Below are 17,914 nucleotides of genomic sequence, written 5' to 3'. Positions count from 1 at the left end.
GTCAGCGACGGCGGACGGTGCGCCGCTCGCGGACCGTCCGCTGGCCCGGGGCCTTCCACGCCACCGTCACCGCGATCCGCGGGCGGGTGCGAAGCAGGCGGCGGCCGGTGGCGTTCAGCCGCAGCCGGGCGACGGTGCCGGTCCGGCGCGAACGGACGCTGCGGCGCGCGATCGTGACCGTGCGAACGCTGGCGCGGCGGCCGGCCGTGGCCCGCGCGCGGGTGGTCACGGTCACCGTGCCCCGGCAGCGCTCGCGGACGACGCAGGTCACCGGCATCCCGAACGCGCCGCTGGCGGGCACCCGCGTCGGCCGGCCGAGCACGACCGGGACCGGCGGCGTCGGGCGCCCCAGCGGGCTCAGCGGCACCACCGGCGAGGGCGTCCCGTTGCGCGCCGCCTCGGCCTCCATCTGGGCGATCCCCTGGCGGAGGAAGGCGATCACCCGCGCGTCGACGGTCGGCCAGCCGGCGTCGGGGTGGGCCAGGATCCACTCGCCGGCCGCGCGCAGGCTGTCGCGCGTGAAGCCCGCCTCGGCCAGCTGGGCGTCGGTCGGGCGGAAGGTCCCGAGCACGTAGACCACGGCGGCGTAGTCCCACGGCAGGTTGGTGATCTTCGGGATCCGGCCCCAGGGGCAGCCGGCGGGCGGCCCGGCGGGATCGGGTCCCTCGTAGCCCTCGACCAGCAGCCCGTTGCGGCAGATGTCGTAGCGCGGCCGGGGAGCCACCCGCACCACGACGCCGGTCAGCGGCTGGCCCTCCGCGACGGTCACCGGCGGCGCCGTCTCGTAGTTCGACGATCCGTCGCTCGGGCCGACCAGCCAGCGGTCGTCGGTGCCCGTGAACGGTCCGACGTCGTCGTTGGTGGCCTCGACCAGGTAGGTCCCGGCGCGGATCTTGAGGCTGAAGCGGCCCTCGGCGTCGGAGGGGTTCGCGGTCCGGGCCTCGGCGTTGCTGCTCGCGAAGCGGACGTGGACCCCGGCGACCGGCGTACCGTCGAGCGCGCTGACCACCGTCCCGCTGACCGGCTGCTCGGGCGGCAGCGCCTGCGCGCGGGCCGCGGCCGGCGCCGCAACCGCGACGGCGAGCAGCAGCAGCGCGAGCAGGAACGGACGGAGGGCGACGGTCACGGGCACGAGATCCAGGCGAACGGGGACGGTGCACACAGCATCGGCCGCCCGCGCCGCGGGCTTGAGCCGGCGGTGAACGGCGGCGGGCCGCCCCGCGAGAGACGGCCCGGCCACCGGTCAGGGATGCGTCGGACGCCTCACAGGCCGCAGAGGAGCGCGGTCAGCGACAGGTCGGGGAGCCCGATCAGCGAGAGGCTGGTGCCGCCCCCGCAGGCGACGTCGCCGGAGGTGCTCGCCCCGATGATCGCCCGGTCCCGGGCCCGGAAGCCGTCCGGAGCCGGGAACTTCGCGGTCACGCCGTCCCAGGTGCCGGGGAAGCCGCCGTCGTCGCGGTAGTCGATGGTGCCGGTCACCGGCCGGTGGTCGGTGTCGATATAGACCCGCGGCACCGGCACCGGGCTGCCCGGCGCGCCGGCGTCGAAGACGAGCTGCCCGACCTGCATGTCCCGGGCCCGGATGAACTTCCTGCGATGGTCCGAGGAGCGGCACTCCAGCTCGCTGTTGGGCTCCAGGCAGACCAGCGCGTCGATCGTCATCGGGCTCTGGCTGGTGCCGTGGTCCGTGACCTCGAGCGAGACCTCCGGGTGCTGGTTGGGCGAGTCGTTGGTGCGGCACCGCTGCCCGGCGTCGAAGCAGACGTCGAGCGACTTGGGCAGGTTCGACAGCGTCGCGTCGAGCACGCCGAGCTCGCCCTTGTCGGTCGCCAGGTGCAGCTCGTCGATCGGGCCGCCCGCGCGGTAGCGCAGCTCGCTCTTGCCCTCGGCGCCCTCCTTCGGCGTGCGCAGCCGAACCTCGGTCCGCGGCTGCGGGCGGTCGATGTAGCCGCGCACGTACTCGGGGACGCCGGTCGCGGTGTTGTCCTCGCTCATCGTCTTCATGTCGATCGCGAAGACCCGCGGCGCGTCGACCAGGTCGACGGCGACGTCGGTCAGCTTGAAGCTGCCGTCGTCCGACTCGACCTCCTCGACCCGCGCCGAGCGCAGACCGGAGACCTGGGCCGAGATCGCGTACTCCTGCGGCGTGTCGTGGTAGACGATCCCGTCGTGGTTCGACGGCAGCGGCCGCAGCGAGCCGTCGGCGACCTGGATCAGCAGCCGGCCGAGCGGATCGGAGGCCGTCGCGTCGACGATCGGCCCGCTCTCGGGGATCTTCGCCTCGACGTGGCGGGGGACGGCGTCCAGCTCCAGGTTGATCTCCTTCGCCCGCTCGACCATCTCCAGGTTGCTACCGGTCAGCCGCAGCCGCTCGATCGGCTTGTCGGCGTCGAAGACGACGTGCGTCCCCGCGCTGTCGGAGTCGGTCAGCTTCAGCTGCGCCCGCTTGGGCAGGCGGTCGATCCGGGCGTCGAGCTTCAGCTCGGGACGGTCGTCCTGGGCGATCGTGGCCTTGGCCAGGAACGAGCGGCCCTCGCCGACCCGGACCAGCACGTCGAGCGGGTCGGGGGTCAGCTTGACCTGCCGCAGCCCGAAGATCCGGGCGGTCAGCAGCCAGCGGTCGCGCTGGTCGCGGTAGATGACGCCCTGCTCCTCGGGCTCCAGCGACTCGCCGTGGCCGTCCGAGGCCGCGACGTCGATCTGGCCGACGGGGTTGTCGGTCACGAACTCGATCGCGTCGCCGGCCTGCTTGATCTGCAGGTCCATCGTCGACGGGACATCCTTGATCGTGGCGTTCAGGTGCGTCGCCCGGGCGAACAGCGGCTCGCCGCTGACCGCCTCCAGCTGGATCTCGCCGATCGGGGCCGAGCCGTCGTAGGTCACCCGCGGCGCCGTCGGGTCGATGAACAGGTGCGCCTCGTGGGGCATGTCGCGGATGAAGGCCTCGGCCTGGATGTCGGGGTCCTCGAAGATCGCCCGCACCGGACCGGGCTTCATGACCGCGTCGAGCAGGATCGCGTTGCCGGCGCCCTCGGGCGACGTGCCCTCGATCCGGGCCCGCTCGACGTCGAACAGCCGCAGCGCGGTGGAGCGGTACTGCGTGCGCCCGCGTCCCTCGCCGTCGACGTTCTTCAGGTAGGCGCCCGGCTGGTCGTCCTCGATCGGGACGCCGTTGGTGCCGAAGGCGGCCTCGATCTGCCCGACGGGGCCGCCGCGGGTGGTGATCAGCAGCTTCTCGACCCGTCGGTCGATCGTCTTCAGCCGCGCCGAGAGGCCGGTCGGCGCGTGGCGGATGTCGACCGCGCCGGTGTCGACCACCTTGTTGTAGAACGGCGCCCCGGTCCGCGAGGTGATGTCCGCGGTCAGCCGCTCGATCGGCTCGCTCGCGTCGAACTCGATCGCCCGGTCGCTGATCTCGGGGTCGTCGGGCTGGGCGTCGGTGACCTCGCGGGTGGCGATCGTCAGGTCGAGCTCGCGCGGGACCTTCGCGATCGTCGCCTCGATCCGTTCCTCGGTGTCCAGCTCGTCGTCCTGGACGCGGGCGAGGACCTTGGTGGTGATCGGCTCGGCGGTCCGCAGGTGGGCGGTGATCTGCTCGCCGAAGACGAAGTCCGCGGCCATCCGCGCCGGGACCTGCTGCTGCTCCAGCCGGGTCATGATCCGGTTGCGGCGGTCGCCGGCCAGCGTCTCGCGGTCGAACAGCTCGGCCAGGATCGCCACCGGCCCGGTCGCCCCGGTCTGGGTGATCGTGGCGCCGAACTTCAGCGGGTCCTCCTCCTCGAGCCCGAAGACGTCGGTCAGCCGGACGTCGGTCGTCCAGGTGGTCGGCGCGTCCGAGCCCTTGGCGTCGTAGCCGACCGCCAGCCGCTGGCGCGGGAAGCCGCCGTCCGAGGGCTGACCGGGCCGGGCCGTGTTCGACGGGTCGGCGATCACGGCCTCGACCGAGACCGGCAGGTGCTCCTGGACCCCGCCGACCCGGTGGATCTCGAACTTGGCCTTGTCGAGCGAGAAGACCGACAGCGTGGCGATGAACTCCGGCGCCTGGTCGTCGTCGACGTCGAGCGCGGTCGGGACCTCGAGCGTCGCGGGGATGTTCTTGACCGCGACCGTCCCGTCCGGGCGGACGAACTCGGTGTGGAACGAGTAGTCGAGGACCCGGGCGTTGCAGGCCCCGGTCTTCAGGACGTCGGTCAGCGAGCTGATGCCGGGGATCCCGTCCACCAGCTCGTGGACCTCGGTCACGGGAGGACAGAGCAGGTCCTGCACGACCCGCCCGAGCTGCTCCCCCCGGTCGAGGTCGTCGATCACCGGCTGCAGCCAGTTCTTCGGCAGCAGGTCGAGGTGCTGCGTCGGCGTCGGCGCGGCCGGCGCCGACGCCGGGGCGAGCGCGGCGACGGCCATCGCGGCCACCGCCAGCGCCTTGCGGGCGTGCTTGAGCATGCGTGTCGCTCCCGTCGGGCTCCGCCTTACGGCAGGAGGTCTCCGGACAGGCCGCTCTGGCCGTCGTGGTCGGGGCCGCGAGGACCGTCGCCGCCGGGGCCGCCGTCACCGTGCTGGAGGGTCGAGCCGACGACCTCGGAGCCGGCGCTGCCGAACTGGCCGATCGCGGCGCTCGGACCACCGGCGCCGCCGCCGCCGTGGCCGCCGCGGCCGCCGTCGCCGCCCTTGCCGCCCTTGCCGCCCTTCCCGACCTCGCCGTCCGGGGTGCCGACGCCGTCGTCGGTCACGCTGCCGCCGACGCCCCCGGCGCCACCGGTGCCGGGCACGCCGCCGCGGCCGCCGTCGCCGCCGGGCCCGCCGTCGCCGGCGACGACGCTGGAGCCGTCGAGCACCCGCACGCGGGCGTTGTAGAGGTAGATGCCGAACGAGCCGCCGCCGGGCGTGCCCGCGCCGGCCCCGAAGGCGCCGAAGCCGCCGGCCCCGCCGCCGCCTCCGCCCGCGCCGCCGCCGTCGACGCAGGCCGCGCCGCCCTGGCCGGCACCGCCACCGCCGCCGCCACCGCCGCTGCCGTCGGTGCCGTTGCCGCCGGGCTCGGCGAGGTCGGCGACGAAGGTGAAGCGGGCCTCGGCGAGGCTGTTGGTGCCGCCGGCACCCTGGCTGCCGGAGCTGCCCGCGCCGCCGTCCTGGCCGGGCACGCCATCCTCGCCGCCGTCGCAGCCGTGCTCGAAGCCGCCGCGGCCGGGGTTGCCGCCGAACGGTCCCTCGCCCGGCGCGCCGAAGTTGCCGTCCTGGTCCTCGTGGCCGCCGCTGCCGCCGCGACCGCCGTAGTTGAGCGGGCTGGTGCCGCCGTTGCCGCCGCTGCCGCGATCGCCGTCCTCGTCGCCCGGGCCGCCGGCCTGGCCGGGGTTGCCGTCGGCGCCGTCGGCCCCGTGGGCGCCGCGGGTGCCGGCGACCGCGTCGGCGGCCCGGACGCGGACCTTGCGGAGCGTGATCGCGGCGTCGGTGCCGGTCTCGTGGACCACCCGCAGGCCGTAGACGCTGCGGGTCGAGGCGTCGGGGGTCGCGCGCAGCTCGAGCAGCTGCAGTTCGGCGGCGACGCCGTCCTGGGCCAGTGCCGCCTGCGGCGAGCCCTCGATCCGCGTGGCGCTGGTCAGGGCGATCCGCGACCAGCCGTCCTCGGCCCGGTAGCCGCCGTACAGGTTGACCCCGTCGCGCAGGATCACGCCCGCGGTGTCCGCGCTGTAGACGGCGGAGTCGATGTAGACGTCCTTGCCGGTCGCGGAGGCCAGGTCGACCGCGTTCTGGACGTTGCGCAGCGGCGCCTCGCGGGTGCCGGCGGCACCGTCGTCGCCGGTCGGGGTGACGAAGATCCCGTCGTCGGGGTCGCCGTCGAAGCCGTCGCAGTCGAGGTCGATCGCCTTGACGTCGGCCGGATCGGGCTGGTTGGGGTGGATCGCCGCGTCGTGGTCGTCGCAGTCCTCCGGTACCGGAAAGCCGTCGCCGTCGCGATCGTCGGTCGGGACCTCCTTGTCGTCGGCGGGGTTGAGGCAGTCGAGGCCGCGGTCGATCTCGACGCCGTCGGCGATCCCGCCGCCGTCGGTGTCCCTGGCGGTGAGCGGGTTGCAGCTCTCCAGCAGCAGCTCCTCGAGCAGCCCCGCCCGGTCGCCGTCGAGGTCGAGCAGGCCGCGGTCGACGGCCTGCAGCGGATTCAGCAGCGGCGCGAGCAGCGGCTTCAGCGGCGTCGGCTTGGCCTCGGCGCCGGCGGCTGGAACCAGCGCGACCGAACAGGCGGTCGCCGCCAGCAGCGACAGCTTGGAACCCGTGCGTTGCATCTCTCTCCCCCTACGTGGACGAACGTCGAGGGCCGATCAGACAGCAGCGGCGCCGAGGCCGACAATCGGGAGCGGACCCTGGACCTAGCGGTCGCAGGGCCCGCGTCCCGCGCCGCTAGGAGACCCGCTCGACGGCCAGCGAGCAGCCGATCAGCGAGCGGTTCGGGACCGTCGGCGCGATCCGGACGCCGTTGCACTCGACCCGCGCGGACTCGCCGCCGCGGATCATCACGCCCGGGTCCTCGTTGCGCGTGAAGCCCTGGTTGGCCGACGACTGGTCGCGGAACCAGTACGAGACGCCGCCGGCGCTGAAGACGGTGACCCGCGAGTTCAGCGACAGCCGCTCGCCGTCGATCGCCCGCTCGAGCACGTGGCGCGACTCGGAATGGACGCTGCAGACCTGGGCGCTGGGCGGGCAGCTGACCTTGACCGCGCAGCCGCGGTTGAACCAGCCGCCGGTGGTCTGGGTGCCGATCCAGTCGGGGGTGACGCACTCGCCGAGGGTGCCGTTGGTCAGCGCGGTGGTGCGGACGGTCGGGCTGCCGGAGTCGGCGGGCAACGGCGGGGCCGGGTCCGGCTTCGGCGTCGGATCGGGCTTCGGCTGCGGGTCGGGCGTCGGGTCCGGCTTGGGCGTCGGCGGGGTGTCGCAGTCGCGGTCCTCGATCGTGATGTCGCCGTAGTCGCGACGCTGGCCCTCGCGGCGGGTCCGCTTGATCACCCGCACGCGGGCGGTCTCGGTGCCCTCGCAGACGCCGTCGGCGACGGCGGTGAAGCGGACCGTCGCGATCATCGAGTGGCCGGCGCGGCGGATCTTCAGCTTCGCCCGGGCCGGCGAGGTCTTGGCGACGAAGTCCCCGGGCCGCGCGGCGGTCAGCGGGATCGCGTCGACCAGGAAGGTGCAGGTGCCGTAGCCGCGCTGACAGGTGAGCTTGATCCGCAGGTCGGAGGTCTGGCCCTCGCTGACGGTCCAGTCGGGGACGTTGGTGGGGCGGATCGCGTCGGCGTCGGCCGACGCGGCGCTTGGAAGGGCGGTGCCCAGCGAGGCGCCGACGACGGCGATCAGGGCGAGGCGGGAGCGGAACGAGGTGGTGAGCATGGTGGTCTCCTGAGGGAGTCGGATGAGCGATGGGGCCATGCTCGCGAGGGGCCCATGAAGCGCAGATGAACGGCCGCCGGTCGGCGGCGCGGTCGCGGTCGCCGCGCTCTGGCTGGCCGGCCGCCGCCGCGGCTAGGGCGTCTGCTCGCCGGCCAGCCAGTTGCGGATGGTGGTCGGGTCGGGCTTCTGCTCCCACGGGACCGCGCACTCGGCGTCGGTGTAGATCCACTCGACCAGCAGCCGGTGCTCGCCGCCGTCGTTGTGGGTCAGGTGACCCTGGATGTAGGTGTGCGCCTCGAGCTCGCGCAGGTCGGGCACCAGCTCGCCGCCGCCGACCGGTGGGATGGTGCTGGCGTCGTACTGCTGCTCGAGCGGCTGCACGGCGCCGAAGACCGTGGTCACCGGGTCGGTCCAGACGATCCCGCCGCCGACCTCCTTGGCGTCGAGCGTCGCCCGCCAGGGAGCCCGGCCGAGCAGCACGATCCGCCGGTCGTGGTCGGTCGTCCGGGCCAGCATCAGCCAGATCATGAAGCGGTTGGCGGCCTGGGTCTGGGTCAGGGAGGCGTCGACCCCGCGGCCGTGGATCGCCACCGGTACCGGCCACCGCGGGTCGTCCCGGCACTCGATCTGCAGCGGCACGCCGATCTGCAGCTCCTCGGTCGCGCCGCCGCCGCGTTCGTAGAAGGGCAGCGAGCCGATGTCGCTGTCGCGCAGCGCGGCGCCGTACTGGAAGTTCTCGGTGATCTGCCCCCGCAGATCGTCGCCGTAGAACGCGTAGCGGTTGTAGGTGACGACGTTCTGCGCGAACCCGACGGTCCAGTTGCCCACCTCGGCCGGATCGTCCGCCGACAGCACCGTGATCGCGGCGCTGAACTTCGCCTGCCGCGCGGTCAGCATCACCGTCTCGACCATGGTGTCGCAGCTGAACGCGTTCTGGTCGATGTACTGCTGCGGCTGCCGATCGGGCTCGATCTTCGCCGGATCGTCGTAGCCGGTCGTCAGCTCCTGGTCGATCTGGATCCGCATCCCCGCGACGTCCACCACACGCACCATCAGGCGCCCCCTCGGTCGTTGGCCCCCGCCGACCGCGACCCGGTCGGCGCTCGGGAGCGAGCCTACGCCGAATGGGGACGCGATTGTGTTTTATCACGGGCCAGGGGGGGCAGGAGCTGTGATCGATCGGACTGGCGGGCCGACCGCGGCGCTCCTAGGGTGCGGCGAGCGATGAACCGGACCGTCCTCACGAGCCTCGCCACGGTGACCCTCGTGACGGCCGTCGCGGTGGGCCTCGTGCTCACGGCCGGCTCGGCCCGCCCGTGGGCGAAGGGCGGCACGCCGGCCCAGCGCCACGGGGCCCGCTCCCACGCCTCGTGGATCGGTCCGGCGTCGTTCGCCGAGTTGGTCCGCGGGGCCGACTTCGCCGGGGCCGCGACCGTGGTGCGGGTGGAGACCGGCGAGCCGCTGCCGACGCCGAGCGCTGCCGACGCCGCGCCGCTCCCGACCCAGGTCGTGACGCTGCGGGTCGAGGAGCAGTGGAAGGGCGACGCGGTCGGGCGGATCCGCCTCTTCAAGACCGGCAACGACACGGTCTGGATCACGGACGATCCCCCGTACGAGCCCGGCCAGGTCTACATGCTGCTGGCGACCCGCCGGGCCGAGGACGGCCTGCTGATCCCCTTCGGCCCCGAGGGACGGATCGAGATCCGCGACGGCCGGGCATCGTCGCTGACCGACTCCCCGACGGCCGCGGTCCTCGACGGTCAGTCGATCGAGGCGGTCGCGGCGACGATCAGAGAGGCGATGCGATGAGAGGCCACCGCCTCCTCGTGACGCTCGCGGCGATAGCCGCCACAAGCGCAGGACTCACGGCGCCGGCGTCGGGGCACGTCCTGTACGACGGAGGCAACCTCTCGCACAACCGCCATGGCCGCGACATCAACTTCATCAACGGGACGAGCACGACCTTCTGGGACGAGGTCCGCTGGGCGCAGCTGGCATGGCATTCCAAGATGGACGGGTCGTTGCGGTTCCCGACCACCGGCCACGACGCCTCGATCGTCCACGCGGTCGACACCAGCTACGGCGCCACCGGGTGGGGCGGGTACGCCTACAACGCCGGATACCACGCGGGCCACGGCCACCTCCAGCTCAACACCTCCTACGCATACAGTTCGAACCAACGCAGGGTGCTCGCCTGCCACGAGCTGGGCCACTTCATCGGCATGGCCCACAGCTCGAACGCCTCCGACTGCATGGTGACCCCCGTCGATGTGGGCGCGAGCGCATCGATCGCCACGTCGCACCGCGACCAGCTCCGCGCGGCCTGGAACGGCTCGGGTCACTAGGCGCGACGTCCCGGCTCAGTACCCGCCCGAGTTGACGTTGGCGCAGGCGTCGCGGTTCTGGGAGCGGACCCAGATCCTCACCGACGAGACCTTGTTCTTGAGCCCGAGGTCGGCGAGGTTGTCCTCCTCGCCCGCCTGCAGATCACCGAAGCCGTCGCCGAGCTGGCAGTTGCGGCGCCCGTACAGCTCGACGTAGCCGCCGGTCCGGTTGGCGACCGAGGCGGCGTTGTCCTCGACCTGGACCAGCCAGCCGTTGCGTCCGGCCGGGCCGTCGTTGAACAGCTCGTTGGCGAGGCTGCCGTCGGTGATCTGGAGGTCGGAGCGCGCCCCGGCGTAGTTGCTGTTGAACCAGAGGCAGAGCTTCCCCGAGGGACACTCGCCGAGCGCGGCCGAGCGCGGCCGAGGCGGGCGCGGCGCCGACGGCGAGTCCGGCGGCGGCGACGACGCCGGCGAGGGCTGCGGAGATGGTGGTGCGGGTGGACATGCGCGCACGCTCGCAGGTCGCGCATGTCCGTGTCTACGGTCGCCCGCTCGTCAGCTCCGCAAGGCGATCCGCCCCAACCAGTTCTGGGCGTAGTAGACGCTGTTGAAGCCGCGGTAGACGAACCGCTCCTGGAGCGCGACCGGGGTGTCCTCCCACCAGACCGGGAAGTAGGGCAGCTGCTCGCCCGACACGCGCAGGATCTCGGCGATCGCGCGCACCCGCACCCCGTCGTCGCTGGCCGCGGCCTGCTCGGCGACCAGGCGATCGACCCGCGGGTCCTTGAAGTTGGCGATGTTGAAGTTGTTCTCGGTCGCGTTGGCGCTGGGGTAGACGCCGATCAGGAAGTTGGCCGGATCGACGTAGTCCGGGGTCAGGGAGAGGAACTGCAGGCCCAGGTTCTCGTGGGCGTAGAGCGCCGCCAGCCAGGCCGTCTGCGACTGCTCGCGGACCCGCAGCCGGATCCCGATCTGCTTCAGCGACTCCCCCAGGCTGACCAGCGCCCGTCCCTGCTCGGGCGAGTTGCTGGGGAAGCTGACCTCGGCCGCGAAGCCGCGGGGGTGAGCCGACTGGGCCAGCTCGCGCCGCGCCGCATCCAGATCGAAGCCGTACTGGGGGATCCGGGCGTAGATCTTGCGCACCTCCTCGGGCGAGGCCAGGTCGGCCCAGCTCTCCGGCGCGGGGATCGCCGTCGCCGGCCGGCCGTGGCCGCCGAGGAAGGCCCGCACGATCCCGGCCCGGTCGGTGGCGTGGGCGATCGCGCGCCGCACGTGCAGGTCGTCGAACGGCGGCCGGCTGAGGTCGAACGAGAGGAACGCCACCGCCATCCCCGGCGAGTAGGCCGTCCGGACCGCCGGCAGCCGGTCCCAGTTGCGGGCGCGGGGCAGCGGGTACTCGAACGTCCCGTCGACCTCCTTCGCCCGCATCGCCAGCAGGTTTGCCTGCGGGTCGGTGACGAACTTCAGCGTCGCCCGCCGCACCAGCGGCCGCTGCCCCCAGTAGCCCTCGTTGCGCTCGACCGTCGCCTGGACGTCGTCGAAGCGGGTGATCCGGTACGCCCCCGTCCCGATCACGTTGACCGTCGGACCGGCCTGGCCGAGCTTGCGCCCGAGCCGCTGGGCCAGCCGCTTCGGCACCACGAAGCTCTCGACCAGCGCGTGCGGGAAGAGCGCGTCCGGCTGCTTCATCCGGATCGTCACCTCGAGCGGCCCGGTCGCCTCGATCGCCGCCACGTTGCCGTAGAAGGTGCCCAGCTGGGAGCCGACGTCGGGATCGATGTGGCGGCCGAGCGAGAAGGCGACGTCCTCGGCCGTCAGCGGCGTGCCGTCCCAGAATTTCACGCCGCGACGGATCCGGTAGACGGTCCGCCGCGGCCCCTCCTGCCGCCACGACTCGGCCAGCAGCGGGATCGGGCGGAGGCGGTCGTCGAGCCCCACCAGCCCCTCCAGGCCGAGGGCGGCGACCATCATGCCGTTGGTGTTGTAGCCGGTCGCCATGTCGAGGGTCTCCGGCCGCTCCGGCACCGACCAGGTGAGGCTGTCGATCTCGCGCTCGCTCGCCGGCCCGGCGACGCCGTCGGTCCGGCGGCGCCCGCCGCTGCCGCCGTCGCTCCCGCAGGCGGCCAGCAGGCCCGGCAGCGTCAGCAGCGCGCCGCCCGCCCCCACCCGTCGCAGCGCCTCGCGGCGCGTGGTCCCGTCCGGTCCGATGGTCATCGGCTGCTCTCCTCGCCTGATCGCCTTGCGGCGGCGTACGCGTGCGCCGCCGCCTGCGCCTCGTCCGATCCGGCCGAGGCGAGCATCGCCTCGGTCTCGCGGACGTAGGCCGCCTCCAGTTCCTCGGCGTCGACCGCGCCCAGCAGGCGCTTGGCCGTCGCCAGCGCGGTCGCGGGCTGGCCGGCCAGCCGCGTGGCCAGCTCCAGCGCCCGGGCCGCGACCTCGTCCGCCGGGCGGACCTCGTTGACCAGCCCCAGCTCGAGCGCCCGTCGCGCCTCGATCCGGCCGCCGAGCAGCACCAGCTCGCGGGCCCGGACCGCGCCCAGCGCCCGCACCAGCAGCGCCGACGCGCCGCCGCCGATCGCCAGGCCCATCGGCACCTCGGGCAGGCCGAAGCGGGCGTCCTCGGCCGCCACCACCAGGTCGCACGAGAGCGCCAGCTCGAAGCCCGCGCCGAGCGCGTAGCCGCGGACGGCCGCGACGCTCGGGACGCCGGCCCGCAGCACCCGCGAGACGTCCTGCAGCCGCTCGACGTGGTGGCGGGTGGCGGCGGGATCCATCGCCGGCGCGCCGACGTCGTGGCCGGAGCAGAACGAGCGCCCCTCGCCGACCAGCACCAGCGCCGCCGCTCCGCCGGCGGCAGCCTCGTCGAGCGCGGCGTGCAGATCCTCGACCAGCCGCTCGTCGACCGCGTTGTGGCGGTCAGGGCGACGGAGGGTCAGCTCGGCGACCGGTCCCGGACGCCAGCCGCAGGTGACCGACGGGCTCATCGGGCCAGCTCCGGTCGCGCGTCCCAGGCGTCCGCGGCGGTCCGCGGCAGCTGGTGCTTGGCCACCCGCTCGGACGGCGTCCGTGGCAGCTCGTCGACCAGCGACCAGAAGCGCGGGACCTTGAACGGTGCCAGCCGCTCGGCCGCGAACGACCGCAGCTCGGCGGCGGTCGCGGTCGCGCCCCGGCACCGCTGGACGACCGCCTTGACCTCCTCGCCGCGGAGCGGGTCGGGCACGCCGATCACCGCCGCGGTGGCCACGTCGGGATGGGTGGCGAGCACCGCCTCGACCTCGGCCGCGGCGACGTTCTCGCCGCCGCGGCGGATCATGTCCTTCAGCCGGCCGACGATCCAGAACCGCCCGTCGGCCCGCCGGACCGCCAGGTCGCCGGTGTGCAGCCAGCCGTCGCGGATCGTGCGGGCGGTGTCCTCGGGACGGTTCCAGTAGCCGCGCATCGTGGTGCCGCCGCGGACGACCAGCTCGCCGACCGTGCCGTCGGGCGCCGGCCGGTCGTCGCCGTCGACGATCCGCGCCTGCTTGCCCGGCACCGGGCGACCGATCGAGCCGCTGCCGACGCTGGCCGCGTCGTCGCGGTCGACGGCCAGGTCGAGCCCGGTCTCGGTCATCCCGTAGGCCTCGCGCCACGGCACCGCCCAGCGGCGCTCGAACTCGGCGTGGAGGTCGGGGACGATCCCGGAGCAGAGCACCAGCCGCAGCCGATGGCGCCGCTCGACCGGATCCTCGGGCTGGCGGAGCAGCAGCAGCGGCATCGTGCCGACCAGGTAGGTGACCGTCGCGCGGCTGTCGGCCGCCGAGCGCCAGAAGGTCGAGGCGGAGAAGCGCGGCAGGATCTCGAGCGCGCCGCCGCAGGCGATCATCGCCGCGGTCATCCACTGCGGGTCCATGTAGCTGAACGGCTGGGCGGCCAGGCAGACGTCGTCCTCGCGCAGGCCCAGCAGCTCGCCGCAGCGCTCGGCCAGGCCGAGCCAGTAGCCGTGGGTCAGCATGCAGGCCTTCGGCAGGCCGGTCGTCCCCGACGTGTACTGCAGGTTCAGCAGCGGGTCGGGGTCGGCGAGCGGCGGCAGCGGGTCGGCCGGGACCGCGGCCAGCTCTGCCTCCAGCACCGGCCACGGCGCGACCTCCAGCGCCGGTGCGACCGCCGGGATCCGCTCGGCCAGCGGCGGGTCGACGATCGCCAGCCGCGCGCCGGAGTCGCGCAGCACGTGCTCCAGGTCGCTGCCGCGGGCACCGACGTTGACCGGGACGGCGACCGCGCCGAGCTTGGCCAGCGCCAGCCAGGCGGTCGGGAACGCCAGCCCGTTGGGCAGCATCAGCGCCACCCGCTCGCCGGTCGCGACGCCGCGCTCCCGCAGCCGCCGCGCCAGCCGCTCGCTGTCCGCGTCGACCTGGGCGTAGCTGCGCTGCTGGCCGGCGAACCGCAGCAGCGGCGCGTCCGGCCGCTCGCGGGCGCGCGCCCGCAGCAGCGCCCCGAGCGTCGCGGCGGTCATCGGGCACCGCCCGCGGTCGGCACCATCGTCGCCGGTCCGGGAAGCTCGGGCACGGTCGGCAGCTCCAGCCACGACGGCTGCGCCGCGCCGCGGTGGATGGTCAGCAGGACGTCGCCGTCGGGGGGCAGCTGGGCGACGTGGCTGGCGTCGGCCCCGGCGATCGCGATCCGCAGCCGGTGGCCGGCGCGGACGGTGGCGACCACCGCGATCAGGTCCAGCCGCACCCGCTCGACCCGGCCGGGCACCATCGGCCGGCTGTCGGCCCGGGCGAAGGTCCGCGGCGTCCGCAGCCGGCGGTGCGGGACCTGCTCGTCGGCGACGGCTCGGCAGAGCAGCCGCAGGTGGCCCTCGGTCAGGTAGGTCACCCGGCCGTCGGGGGCGACGTCCTCCAGGTAGGCGATCAGCGACGCGTCGCTGCGCGAGGCGGACAGCGTCAGGTCGAGCGTCGCCACGCCGGCCACGTGCAGGTCGCGGTCGAGCGGGGCCGAGGTGCAGGTCGACAGCCGTCGGTCCTCTCGCGCCCGGTCGGGATAGACGACGTTGCCGCCGCCCGTCACCTGGGTGCCCCAGCGGCTCTCCGACCCGGCCGAGGCGCGCGGATCGGGACGGTGGGCGTCGACCGCGTCGGGACCGTCGTCGTCGGGCGGCTCGGGCGTCAGGCCGCCGGCCGCGCGCAGGTACCAGCGGTCGCTCGCGGTACCCGGCAGCGGCCACTGCTCGCTGCTGCGCCAGCGGGGATCGCCGAGCGCGACGTAGTGCAGCCGGCGGCCGGGCCGCGGCGGCTCGTCGCGCTGGACGTGGCGATCGAAGAGCTCGCGGACGCGCTCCAGCAGCTGCGGCTCCTCGAAGGCCCCGCGCTGGTCGGGGGCGGCGAACGGGTCGCAGGTGAAGTTGGCGCCGTGGTTCCAGGCGCCGATGTAGACGTCGATCGGCACGTCCAGGCTGAGGAAGCGCGCCAGCGCGCCGTTGGCGGTGCCGGCGTCGAACCAGCCCGCGGCGACCAGCATCGGCACGCCCGCGGCCTCGGCCGCCCGCCGGTGGCGGAACGGCGACCGCTCCTCCCATCCCCACTCGCCGATCCGGTCGTCCTTGAACGGCATCGCGGTCGACGCCGCGCGCAGGTCGACGTTGGCCTGGTGCTCGGCGATCGCCGCCGCCCGCAGCGCCGGCCCGTCGGGACCGTCGACCGGCTTCACGTCGACCACGTCGAGCGCGGTCGCGTGCGGCAGCCGGTCCAGCTCCTCCCGCGCCCCGGCGATCCCGTCGAGCGCCCGGGTCATGTGCATCCAGCTCTCGAGCATCGTGCGGTTCTCGAGCCCGCCCGGGCGGATCAGGTCCTCGTAGGCGTCGTAGTCGCCGAACAGCGGCGCGACCGCCCGCAGGCTCGGATGGCCGAGCGTGGCCAGCAGCTCCGCCGCGTTCGCGTCGTAGGAGTGGCCGTAGGCGCCGACCCGCCCGTTCGACCACGGCTGGGCGGCGATCCAGTCGAGCACGTCGCCGTAGTCGTCCAGCTCGGCCGGCGACCACTCGGCCGTCCGCGACCCGAACGACGCGCCGCTGCCGCGGGCGTCGACCAGCACCAGCGCGTAGCCCCAGCCGGTCCAGCGCCGGGCCTCGTCGGTCACCCCGTCGCCCTCGTTGGCCCGGTGGTAGCGGGTGGCGCGGAGGACGGTGCCGATCCGCGCGCCGGCCGCCAGCTCGGCCGGCCGCCAGACGTCGACGGCGATCCGGACGCCGTCGCGGGCGGTGACGTGGAGGGCGGTGCAGATCGGGTCGGCGGCCATCGTCACGACCCGAACGAGAAGCTGACCGGCTGGCCGTCGAGGGTGCCCGAGGCGGTGCCGCGACCGCCGCCGCGGTAGACCACGCGCAGGCTGCCGGTCGCGACCCCGTCGCCGCTCAGGCGCACGTGCCCGACCAGCCGGCCGCCGGCGATCCGGACGGCGCCGGCGGCGCGGACGTCGCGCACCACCCGCGCGCCGCGGATCGCGAACGCCGTCTCGCTGGTCGCCTGGTAGCCGCCGGCGCGGAGGGCCGGGGCCTGGCCGGCGAGCGACAGCGTCGGCAGCTGGGCGACGACGTCGCCGTAGGTCGCGACCACGGCGGCGACGGCGCGCCGCTGCGGCTCGGGCGCGGTGCCCGCCACCGGCTGGAGGTCGGCGGCGAGCCGCGGGTCGCGACCGGCCACGTCGAGCGGCTCGCCGGCGTCGCGGCAGGCCTGGACGTCGGCCTGCAGCGTGACCACGAAGCGCAGGCCCAGCTCGGCGCCGCACTCGCTGTCGGAGGCGGTGTGGCCGGCGTTGGCGACCTCGGCGAAGCGGCCGTGGGGGAACTGCGCCGCCGCCTCGCGACCCATCGCGCTCGGCGTGTTCGTGTCGAGGTCGCCGGCCAGCGCCAGCACCGGGACGTCGGGCATCGCGGTGCCGGGCGGCAGCGGGCGGCCGGCGGTCGGGTCGTTCGGCCAGGCGATGCAGGAGTCGGAGCCCTCGAAGCCGGCGTGGATCCAGCCGGCCGGGCTCAGCGGCCGGAAGGCGGCCGGGTCGAGGGCGGCGAGCGCCTGGTCGAACGCCTGCTGGCGGACGGCCGGCGGGTCGGCGAGCGAGAAGACCCGCGGGTAGTCGTGGCACTGGACCGCCGCGTTGGCCGCCGAGCTGAAGACGGAGACCGTCTCGGGATCCTGGCCCGAGAGCGCCGCGACCGTCAGCCGGGTGTTGGCCGCGAGCTGCTTGATCCGCGCCGGGTCGCCGGCGAGGGCGCCGGCGACCGCGCTCGGCAGCTGCCCGAAGACGTCGGCCGAGAGCGGCGCGTAGAGGATCCGGCCGAGCGCCTCCTCGTCGACGCGGTCGGCCAGCCGCAGGTCGCCGAACCGCACCGTCAGCGGCAGCGGGTGGCGACGCAGGCGGCGGGCGAGCCGGGCGACGTCGCGCAGCACCGCGTTGCCGTCGCAGGCCTGGGCCCGGGTGCAGACCAGCCGCACCGCGCGGCGGGCGGCGGCGATCTGCGGCCGGCCCCAGGGGTCGAAGTCGAGCGGGTAGGCGCCGCTGAGGACGATCGAGCGGACCTGGCTCGGGTGGCGGGCCGCGTAGACCGGCATCAGGTAGCTGCCGTAGGAGTCGCCCCAGAGGTCGAGCGGGCCGAGGCCGAGCGCCGCCCGCACCGCGTCGAGGTCGTCGGCGACGGCGGCGCTGCCGTAGGCCCCGACCCGGTCGCCGAGATGGCTGCCGCACTCGCCGGTGGCCGCCGCCTGCCCGACCTGCCAGGCGTGCTCGGGCGCCAGCGACGGGCAGGCGAGCGGCTCCGAGCGGCCGGTGCCGCGGGGGTCGACCAGCAGCAGCTCGCGGTGGTCGAGCAGCGGCGCGAAGAGGCCCGTCGACAGCTCGGCCGCCTGGGCGATCGCGCCCGCGCCGGGACCGCCGGGGTTGTAGGCGACGGTGCCGGCCGACGGGGTCGTGGTGTCGCGGCGGGGGACCAGCGCGTAGGCGACGTCGATCGTGCCGCGCTGCGGGTCGCCGCGGTCGACCGGCACCGTCACCGTCCCGCAGGTGGCGGCCACGCCGAGTCCCTGGCAGGGTGCCGGGCCGCTGTCGGCGCGGGCGGCCGCGGGACCGAGGGCGGTGAGCAGCGCGGCGAGCACGGCGAGGCGCACGGCGCGGATCCAGCGGTTCGTCATGCCGGCATTCTTCGAGCGCGCCGCCGCCGCGGGGTGCGACAGGCGGCGGAAGTGCGGGGG

13 protein-coding genes are annotated in these 17,914 nt (G+C 74.8%); 2 read left to right on the top strand and 11 right to left on the bottom strand.

Going from position 1 to position 17,914, the window contains the following annotated elements:
- Position 1: 1 nt before the first annotated feature.
- From SH587_RS01105 to SH587_RS01085, 5 genes are all read right to left on the bottom strand, one after another.
- Positions 2 to 1,132, bottom strand: a complete 1,131-nt coding sequence (locus tag SH587_RS01105) for a carboxypeptidase regulatory-like domain-containing protein (protein ID WP_320668697.1) — start codon at positions 1,130 to 1,132, stop codon at positions 2 to 4.
- A 131-nt stretch (positions 1,133 to 1,263) separates the two neighbouring features.
- Complete coding sequence (locus tag SH587_RS01100; protein ID WP_320668696.1) at positions 1,264 to 4,440, bottom strand: hypothetical protein; 3,177 nt, start codon at positions 4,438 to 4,440, stop codon at positions 1,264 to 1,266.
- Between the two features lie 26 nt (positions 4,441 to 4,466).
- Positions 4,467 to 6,272 carry a hypothetical protein gene (locus SH587_RS01095; protein WP_320668695.1) on the bottom strand — a complete coding sequence of 602 codons (1,806 nt, stop codon included), beginning with the start codon at positions 6,270 to 6,272 and terminating at the stop codon, positions 4,467 to 4,469.
- A 115-nt stretch (positions 6,273 to 6,387) separates the two neighbouring features.
- A complete protein-coding gene (locus SH587_RS01090; RefSeq protein WP_320668694.1) occupies positions 6,388 to 7,368 on the bottom strand; it encodes a hypothetical protein in 981 nt (326 codons plus the stop codon).
- A 132-nt stretch (positions 7,369 to 7,500) separates the two neighbouring features.
- On the bottom strand, positions 7,501 to 8,421 hold the full coding sequence (locus tag SH587_RS01085) for a hypothetical protein (protein WP_320668693.1): 921 nt from the start codon (positions 8,419 to 8,421) through the stop codon (positions 7,501 to 7,503).
- Positions 8,422 to 8,592: 171 nt separating this feature from the next.
- On the opposite strand from SH587_RS01085, the gene SH587_RS01080 reads away from it, so the two are divergent.
- A complete protein-coding gene (locus tag SH587_RS01080) occupies positions 8,593 to 9,177 on the top strand; it encodes a hypothetical protein (protein WP_320668692.1) in 585 nt (194 codons plus the stop codon).
- Positions 9,174 to 9,713, top strand: a complete 540-nt coding sequence (locus SH587_RS01075; protein ID WP_320668691.1) for a matrixin family metalloprotease — start codon at positions 9,174 to 9,176, stop codon at positions 9,711 to 9,713. The genes SH587_RS01080 and SH587_RS01075 overlap by 4 nt, the downstream gene beginning before the upstream one ends.
- 15 nt (positions 9,714 to 9,728) lie before the next feature.
- On the opposite strand, the gene SH587_RS01070 is transcribed toward SH587_RS01075, so the two are convergent.
- The 6 genes from SH587_RS01070 to SH587_RS01045 are packed head-to-tail and all read right to left on the bottom strand — an operon-like array spanning position 9,729 to position 17,854.
- The gene (locus SH587_RS01070) at positions 9,729 to 10,205 is read right to left on the bottom strand and encodes a peptidase inhibitor family I36 protein (RefSeq protein WP_320668690.1); all 477 of its coding nucleotides are present in this window, start codon (positions 10,203 to 10,205) and stop codon (positions 9,729 to 9,731) included.
- 42 nt (positions 10,206 to 10,247) lie between these two features.
- Positions 10,248 to 11,906, bottom strand: coding sequence for an ABC transporter substrate-binding protein (locus SH587_RS01065; protein WP_320668689.1), 1,659 nt, complete (start codon positions 11,904 to 11,906; stop codon positions 10,248 to 10,250).
- Complete coding sequence (locus SH587_RS01060) at positions 11,903 to 12,676, bottom strand: enoyl-CoA hydratase/isomerase family protein (RefSeq protein ID WP_320668688.1); 774 nt, start codon at positions 12,674 to 12,676, stop codon at positions 11,903 to 11,905. Before SH587_RS01060 ends, SH587_RS01065 begins: the two co-directional genes overlap by 4 nt.
- The gene (locus SH587_RS01055) at positions 12,673 to 14,184 is read right to left on the bottom strand and encodes an AMP-binding protein (RefSeq protein ID WP_320668687.1); all 1,512 of its coding nucleotides are present in this window, start codon (positions 14,182 to 14,184) and stop codon (positions 12,673 to 12,675) included. The genes SH587_RS01060 and SH587_RS01055 overlap by 4 nt, the downstream gene beginning before the upstream one ends.
- Complete coding sequence (locus tag SH587_RS01050; RefSeq protein WP_320668686.1) at positions 14,181 to 15,968, bottom strand: CocE/NonD family hydrolase; 1,788 nt, start codon at positions 15,966 to 15,968, stop codon at positions 14,181 to 14,183. The genes SH587_RS01055 and SH587_RS01050 overlap by 4 nt, the downstream gene beginning before the upstream one ends.
- A gap of 2 nt (positions 15,969 to 15,970) precedes the next feature.
- Positions 15,971 to 17,854: an alpha/beta fold hydrolase gene (locus tag SH587_RS01045; RefSeq protein ID WP_320668685.1), complete on the bottom strand. Its 1,884-nt coding sequence runs from the start codon at positions 17,852 to 17,854 to the stop codon at positions 15,971 to 15,973.
- Positions 17,855 to 17,914 lie beyond the last annotated feature (60 nt).

The sequence above is a fragment of the Patulibacter defluvii genome (assembly GCF_034096925.1).
Lineage (GTDB): Bacteria > Actinomycetota > Thermoleophilia > Solirubrobacterales > Solirubrobacteraceae > Patulibacter > Patulibacter defluvii.
This window is presented reverse-complemented; position numbering and strand designations above follow the sequence as displayed.

What these genes read in the sequence shown, in the direction of transcription:
- SH587_RS01100 (WP_320668696.1), bottom strand. Translation starts at nt 4,440, where the DNA reads ATGCTCAAGCACGCCCGCAAGGCGCTGGCGGTGGCCGCGATGGCCGTC.
- SH587_RS01095 (WP_320668695.1), bottom strand. Translation starts at nt 6,272, where the DNA reads ATGCAACGCACGGGTTCCAAGCTGTCGCTGCTGGCGGCGACCGCCTGT.
- SH587_RS01090 (WP_320668694.1), bottom strand. Translation starts at nt 7,368, where the DNA reads ATGCTCACCACCTCGTTCCGCTCCCGCCTCGCCCTGATCGCCGTCGTC.
- SH587_RS01085 (WP_320668693.1), bottom strand. Translation starts at nt 8,421, where the DNA reads ATGGTGCGTGTGGTGGACGTCGCGGGGATGCGGATCCAGATCGACCAG.
- SH587_RS01080 (WP_320668692.1), top strand. Translation starts at nt 8,593, where the DNA reads ATGAACCGGACCGTCCTCACGAGCCTCGCCACGGTGACCCTCGTGACG.
- SH587_RS01075 (WP_320668691.1), top strand. Translation starts at nt 9,174, where the DNA reads ATGAGAGGCCACCGCCTCCTCGTGACGCTCGCGGCGATAGCCGCCACA.
- SH587_RS01065 (WP_320668689.1), bottom strand. Translation starts at nt 11,906, where the DNA reads ATGACCATCGGACCGGACGGGACCACGCGCCGCGAGGCGCTGCGACGG.
- SH587_RS01060 (WP_320668688.1), bottom strand. Translation starts at nt 12,676, where the DNA reads ATGAGCCCGTCGGTCACCTGCGGCTGGCGTCCGGGACCGGTCGCCGAG.
- SH587_RS01055 (WP_320668687.1), bottom strand. Translation starts at nt 14,184, where the DNA reads ATGACCGCCGCGACGCTCGGGGCGCTGCTGCGGGCGCGCGCCCGCGAG.
- SH587_RS01050 (WP_320668686.1), bottom strand. Translation starts at nt 15,968, where the DNA reads ATGGCCGCCGACCCGATCTGCACCGCCCTCCACGTCACCGCCCGCGAC.
- SH587_RS01045 (WP_320668685.1), bottom strand. Translation starts at nt 17,854, where the DNA reads ATGACGAACCGCTGGATCCGCGCCGTGCGCCTCGCCGTGCTCGCCGCG.